Genomic DNA, 5,875 nt, shown 5'->3' on the forward strand with positions numbered 1-5,875 from the left:
AGCTCGATGGCAACCTGGATGGCGTGGGAAAAGCCGAATGCGTCTGCCGAGCCGTGACTTTTTACCACCACCCCGTTCAAACCCAACAGCATGGCACCGTTGTACTTGCGGTGATCCACCCGTGCCCGGAAACGTCGCAAAGCCGGTTTGGCGGCCAGATAGCCAATCTTGGTCAACCAGGAGTGGGCGAAAGACTCCTTCAGGGAAAGAGACAACATTTGCGCGACACCTTCTATGGATTTCAAGCTGACATTACCCACAAACCCATCACAGACAATCACATCCACATCACCAAAACAGATATCGGTTCCTTCCACATTGCCGACGTAGTTGGCAATGATCTGACGAAACCGTTCTCCGGCTTCACGAACGATGCCGTTTCCTTTCATCTCTTCCTGGCCGATATTGAGCAACCCCACGCGGGGTGCAACGATGCCCAGGACTTCCTGGGAGTAGACACTACCCATCAGGGCAAACTGGCACAGGTGATCGGCCGTGCAATCGACATTGGCCCCCAGATCCAGCATGAGGGTCTGGCCACCGACTCTGGGGAGCAGCGAGGCGATGGCGGGTCGATCGATTCCGGGCAGGGTTTTCAGGACAAATTTGGCGGTGGCCATCAGGGCACCGGTGTTGCCAGCCGAGACGAACGCATCTGCCACGCCGCTTTTGACCAGATTGGCTCCCACCCGCAGTGAGGAATCTTTTTTGGTACGCAGGGCGACGGATGGCTTGTCGCCCATACCCACGACTTCCGATGCGGGTTGTATGCGAATCCGCTCTTCGACAAACCGGTGCCGGGTAAGTTCGGTACGGATTACATCCTCTTGCCCGACGAGAATGTACTCGGCATCGTCATTTTCGGCGCGAGAACGGATGGCACCATCAATGACCATGGCCGGGGCATGATCGCCACCCATGGCATCCAAGGCAATTTTGACAGTCACGGTGGCATCACTTTCCCCGGATTTACATCTGAATTATGAACCGGAGCGGTTTTTGTAGCACCGATTTAATCCTTGATTGTCAAGACTTCGCGTCCGTTGTACCAGCCACACTTGGCGCACACCCGATGCGGCATGCGCGGTTCCTGGCAGTTGGGACAGGTGGAGAGGGACGGGGCGTGCAGGGCATCATGTGATCTCCCTTGTCGGCCACGCGATTTGGATTTTCTTTTCTTGGGTACCGCCATGGCGGAACACTCCTTTCAATGGATCGGATTCTTGATCCGGGATTTCAGGGATTGAACGACCCCAGGTTTTTCAAAACGGCAAAGGGACTGTCCAGGTTACGGGGTTGGCAGCCGCACATTTTAATATTGCGGTCCGATCCGCACTGGTCACAGAGGCCTGCACAGGTTTCCCGACAGAGATGGGTCATGGGCAGGGCCAGAATCAACTCTTCTTCGACCATGCGGCGGAGGGAAAACAGGCCATCGTCGAGATAGACTGTTTCATCCTGGACTTCCACCTCTCCACCCAGGTCGGGGGGCTCGGCTCCGGCGATGAATTCCCGCTCCGGCGCCACGGCCAGTTCCAGCGTGTATGGTTGCAGACAGCGGCCGCAATCCAGCCCGATGCGACCTCCAAGGTGACCGGCCACACGGAGACGCTTTTGGTCCAACGTGGCCAGAAGATCGACCCAGGCAGGACTTTCGACACGGACCAGTTCTCCCAGGGCCGGCAGGTGATCTGCCGGGACATGGCCTTGCAGGTGGCGCGGCTTGCGTCCCATCTTTTCCAGGTCCAGCACCATGTCGCCCAGATTCATGGTGTCCCGCATCATCGCCGCACCCAATAGACCAGAGCCAATCCGAGCAGCATCAGGACGACTCCCGTTCGGCGCAACGCAGCATCCGACAGCAGACCGATCTGGGCGATCCATTGGCGCATGGCGTTGGGGGAGACAAAATAGGGCATCCCCTCGAAAATCAACATCAGTCCGAAAGCAGTCAAGAAATCGTTCACGGGAGTCGTATCCGGTTCACCTCGGGTTGATCGAGGGGCCTTTAAAATACCGGAAGAAACCATCGGGTTCCAGTACCAGCGTCGTCCCCTGAACAAAAGCCTTGCGATACGCTTCCAGAGAGCGGACAAATTCGTAAAAACGGGGATCCTGCTGGAAGGCTTCGCCATAGATGGCGGCAGCCGTGGCATCTCCCTCGCCGCGAAGTTTTTGAGCGGTTCCATAGGCTTCCGCAAGCATGACCTCGCGTTCCCGGTTGGCCTGGGAGCGGATCTTGACGGCTTCTTCCTCGCCTTCTGCACGGTATTGTTTGGCCTGGCGTTCCCGTTCCGTTTGCATGCGGCGATAGACGGCCTTGGAGTTTTCCGGTGGCAGATCGGTGCGTTTGATGCGTACATCCACGAGTTCGATACCATACTGCCGGGTCTGAATGTTGGCCTGTTCGCGAATCTGCTTCATCAGGTTGAGTCGTTCACCAGAGACGATTTCCATCATGGTAAACTGACCCAGGACCTCACGCAGATTCGAGTAGACGATATCATTCAGGCGTGATTCGGCCCCGGCTTCATTGCGGACCGTCTGGTAAAATTTCAGGGGGTCTTCGATGCGCCACTGGGCATAGTTGTCCACCTTGAGATTTTTTTTGTCCGATGAGAGGACTTCCTGGGATTCCTGATCCAGGACCAGCAGACGCCGGTCGAAGGTGAACACTTCCTGAATGAAGGGAATCTTGAAATGGATGCCTGGATCGGTGAAGGCCCGGATCGGTTTGCCCAATTGAACCACGAGGGCCTGTTCCACTTGATGAATGGTGAAAATGGTCTGGGAAAGAACGATCACCAGGACGACCAGAATGATCCCTATACCCATGGAGGCACGACTGTTCATGGTTCACCTCCTTTGCGGGGCTGCTGGGGTGGGGAGGCATTTTCTTTCAGTCGATCCAGGGGCAGATAGGGGAGGACACCCTGGCCGGCGCGTGGGTCCACCACCACCTTGTCGGTTTTGAGCAACACCTCTTCCATGGTTTCCAGGTAGAGACGGGAGACGGTGACCTCCGGGGAACGGGTGTATTCCTTGTGCAGGGAGAGGAAGCGTTGCACATCCCCCTTGGCGCGCGCGACTTTGGCGGTCTTATACCCTTCCGCCTCTTGGAGCTGTTTGGCGGCTTCGCCCTTGGCTTTGGGCAGGATGTCGTTGGCATATCCTTCGGCTTCGTTGATGGCCCGTACCCGGTCCTCCCGGGCACTTGCGACATCCTTGAAGGCGTGGACCACCTCTTCCGGCGGGGCGACCTGCTGAAGCTGCACGGCCACGATCAGAATGCCGCTTTTGTAATCGTCCAGTATCTTCTGCATGGTCGAGAGGGTATTGGCCTGGATGCGTTCCTTGCCGATGGTCAGGGCCTCGTCAATGCTGTTGCGACCGATCACCTGGCGAATGGCAGTTTCCGCGACATTACGCACCACGTAGCTCGGATCCCGCGGCGGATTGCGCACATTGAACAGCGAATCGGCGGCGTTATTGACGCGGTATTGGACACTCAAATCGATATCGATGATGTTTTCGTCACCGGTCAGCATCAGGGATTCAGCGGCCACGTCAACAGCGGAGCGGCCCCGGGTTCGGTAGCCGATTTCGATGCGGCGGACCTGGGTCACCTTGGGCTTGTAGACCTCCTCAATCGGGTAGGGAAGGTGGTAATGCGGTCCCGGAATGGTGCTTTCTATATAGCGACCAAAGCGCGTGACGACACCTTCCTCGTCTGGTCCCACCACATAAATGCCTGTGAACATCCAGATGACCATCACAACCCCGATGGCAATTGGCCAGAAGCGCTTGCCATCCATGCTGCCACCAAATTTGTCGCGAAACATTTGGTAGACCTTCTCCATATCGGGAGGCTGGGGTGGTCTGGGGCCTTGTCCCCATGGCCTTTGGGGACCGCCGCCGCCATTGCTGTTCCATGTCATGATTCTCTCCTCGACCGCACACCAACTCTCTACCGCAAGCGTTACCATTCAAAACCCGCCCATACTCTACAAATCTTCCTCCAGAGTAAAGGTTCCTTCGGCAGAAGCGAGTACGGCCAGGGCTGCCATACCGGCAGTTTCGGTGCGCAGCAGGCGCGAACCGAGGCTGATGGCAATGCCTCCGGCGGTCTGGAGCAGGTCTCTTTCCGGGTCGCTCCATCCCCCTTCCGGTCCTGCCAGGAGAGTCAGGGGCCTGGTTGCCAGAGTCGGGGCCAGGGTAAAAAGCGCTTGGCGCTCGCCGGAAACATCCATGTACAACAAAACCTCTCCAGGTTCCATGGTCAGCGGAACTTCGGCCAAAGGAATGGGAGGAAATATTTCCGGCAGCATCGCCCGGCGACATTGCAGGGCGGCTTTGCGGATGATCCGGGGCCAGGTGGCGGATTTGTCCTGGAGGGGATGAGAACCATGGCCGGCGGAAACGGATTTATCCTGGAGGGGGTGGGAACCATGGCTGGTGGGAGCGGTTACATTCCGGGGGGAATGGGAACCATGGCCGGCGGGAGTCGATACATTATGGGAGGAATGGGAACCATGGCTGGCGGGAGCGGATACATTATGGGAGGAATGGGAACCATGGCCGGAGACTGTACTGGAGTGGGCCGACAGGACGGGTTGAATGTCCGTGACTCCGAGTTCCACGGCTTTCTGGATGATCCAGAGCATCCGCTCCCGATCCGGAAGGGCCTGGGCCAACCGCCGCCGATGCCGGGGTTCAATGCTGGCCGGCAGGCGGGCAAACGGTCGCACCCCCTGACCCGGACCCAGAAAACGCGCCCGATAGATGCCCCCTTCCGGATCCACCACGGTCAGAATATCCCCGGCCCGGGGTTGCCAAAGTTCCAGAACCGTTTCCATCCCCGGTGCCAGATGCATGACCTCCTCCAGAGAAGTGGGGACTTTTTCCAGACCAATCCTGGACGCACGCATCAAGAATCCTGGGGGCGGGGAGGGCGACCGATTTCGTTGATGATGCCCCGCATGATCGCCACTTCGCGTTTATCCATGGCGGCCCGGTGAAAAATGGCCTTGATGCTGCCCATCAGGTGACCTTTTTGTTGCGGCTTGAGAAAATCCACCTGACGCAACACCTGCTCCAGGTGGTCGAACATATGCTCCAGATCGGCTGCTCCGGCCCGGGGTCCCTGGGTGGTTGGATCCAGGGCGAAGGTGTGTCCCAGACCTCTGCCCAACATGATTTCGTACCCCAGAATCAACACGGCCTGGGCCAGGTTCAGCGATCCATGCACCCCGGTTGTGGGAATGTTGCAGATCCAGTCGGCTCGTTCCACATCCCTGGTTTCGAGACCGGTGCGTTCCGTGCCGAAAAGGAGGCCCACCCGGGTTTCCGGTCTGGCCAGGATGGCAGGCATGCGTTCGCCCAACTCCCGGGGCGTGACGACCACCTGTCGTTGGCCACGGGTCCGGTTGGTGGTGGCGACCAGAAAATTGCGATCCTCAAGGGCGGCATCCAGTGACGAAAATACCTGACTCTCCTCCAGAATCCAACTCGCGCCGACGGCGAATTCCGTGGCATTCGTATGGGGAAATTCCCGGGGATTGACGAGCCGCAGCCGGTTCAATCCCATATTGGCCATGGCGCGGGCACAGGCACCAATGTTGCCGGGTTGGGCTGGACGGTCCAGAATGACGACGATCGATTCCTCCATGGTCCGTCGTTACCAGACCCTGGGCACGAAATTCGTATCGTTGGCCAGATGGACCGAATCGCCCGACTGGACGATCAAAAAAAATCCCGCATTCATGGCGTGACGATCCACATCCTTGTCGATCACGATGGCCGCCATGGCTCCGATGGCCCGCTTGTTGGCATAAATGGGAAAAAATTCCTTGAACTCGGCCATGCGGGTCAAATG

At 58.0% G+C, this 5,875-nt stretch carries 9 protein-coding genes; all 9 read right to left on the reverse strand.

All coding sequences use genetic code 11. The features are described 5' to 3' along the window. On the reverse strand, positions 1–947 hold a 947-nt coding region (plsX, locus tag HQL65_20080), incomplete at its 3' end, for a phosphate acyltransferase PlsX (protein MBF0138535.1). 65 nt (positions 948–1,012) lie between these two features. Continuing rightward, entirely contained in the window at positions 1,013–1,192 is a 180-nt protein-coding gene (gene rpmF / locus HQL65_20085; protein MBF0138536.1) for a 50S ribosomal protein L32, read from the reverse strand. A 44-nt stretch (positions 1,193–1,236) separates the two neighbouring features. Continuing rightward, the gene (locus tag HQL65_20090; GenBank protein MBF0138537.1) at positions 1,237–1,785 is read right to left on the reverse strand and encodes a DUF177 domain-containing protein; all 549 of its coding nucleotides are present in this window, start codon (positions 1,783–1,785) and stop codon (positions 1,237–1,239) included. Further along, complete coding sequence (locus HQL65_20095) at positions 1,782–1,967, reverse strand: DUF2065 domain-containing protein (protein ID MBF0138538.1); 186 nt, start codon at positions 1,965–1,967, stop codon at positions 1,782–1,784. The genes HQL65_20090 and HQL65_20095 overlap by 4 nt, the downstream gene beginning before the upstream one ends. A gap of 16 nt (positions 1,968–1,983) precedes the next feature. Beyond that, positions 1,984–2,853, reverse strand: a complete 870-nt coding sequence (gene hflC / locus HQL65_20100) for a protease modulator HflC (protein ID MBF0138539.1) — start codon at positions 2,851–2,853, stop codon at positions 1,984–1,986. Further along, positions 2,850–3,938, reverse strand: coding sequence for an FtsH protease activity modulator HflK (gene hflK, locus HQL65_20105; GenBank protein MBF0138540.1), 1,089 nt, complete (start codon positions 3,936–3,938; stop codon positions 2,850–2,852). The genes hflC and hflK overlap by 4 nt, the downstream gene beginning before the upstream one ends. A 66-nt stretch (positions 3,939–4,004) precedes the next feature. Then, entirely contained in the window at positions 4,005–4,928 is a 924-nt protein-coding gene (locus HQL65_20110; protein MBF0138541.1) for a 16S rRNA (uracil(1498)-N(3))-methyltransferase, read from the reverse strand. Then, entirely contained in the window at positions 4,928–5,668 is a 741-nt protein-coding gene (locus tag HQL65_20115; GenBank protein ID MBF0138542.1) for an RNA methyltransferase, read from the reverse strand. Before HQL65_20115 ends, HQL65_20110 begins: the two co-directional genes overlap by 1 nt. 9 nt (positions 5,669–5,677) lie before the next feature. Further along, positions 5,678–5,875 (reverse strand): DUF3782 domain-containing protein (locus HQL65_20120; GenBank protein MBF0138543.1); only part of this gene is annotated, 198 nt, incomplete at its 5' end.

It is taken from the genome of Magnetococcales bacterium (assembly GCA_015228935.1).
GTDB lineage: Bacteria > Pseudomonadota > Magnetococcia > Magnetococcales > DC0425bin3 > HA3dbin3.

Coding starts and splice junctions, on each gene's coding strand:
- rpmF (MBF0138536.1), bottom strand. CDS start 1,192: ATGGCGGTACCCAAGAAAAGAAAATCCAAATCGCGTGGCCGACAAGGG.
- HQL65_20090 (MBF0138537.1), bottom strand. CDS start 1,785: ATGATGCGGGACACCATGAATCTGGGCGACATGGTGCTGGACCTGGAA.
- hflC (MBF0138539.1), bottom strand. CDS start 2,853: ATGAACAGTCGTGCCTCCATGGGTATAGGGATCATTCTGGTCGTCCTG.
- hflK (MBF0138540.1), bottom strand. CDS start 3,938: ATGACATGGAACAGCAATGGCGGCGGCGGTCCCCAAAGGCCATGGGGA.
- HQL65_20110 (MBF0138541.1), bottom strand. CDS start 4,928: ATGCGTGCGTCCAGGATTGGTCTGGAAAAAGTCCCCACTTCTCTGGAG.
- HQL65_20115 (MBF0138542.1), bottom strand. CDS start 5,668: ATGGAGGAATCGATCGTCGTCATTCTGGACCGTCCAGCCCAACCCGGC.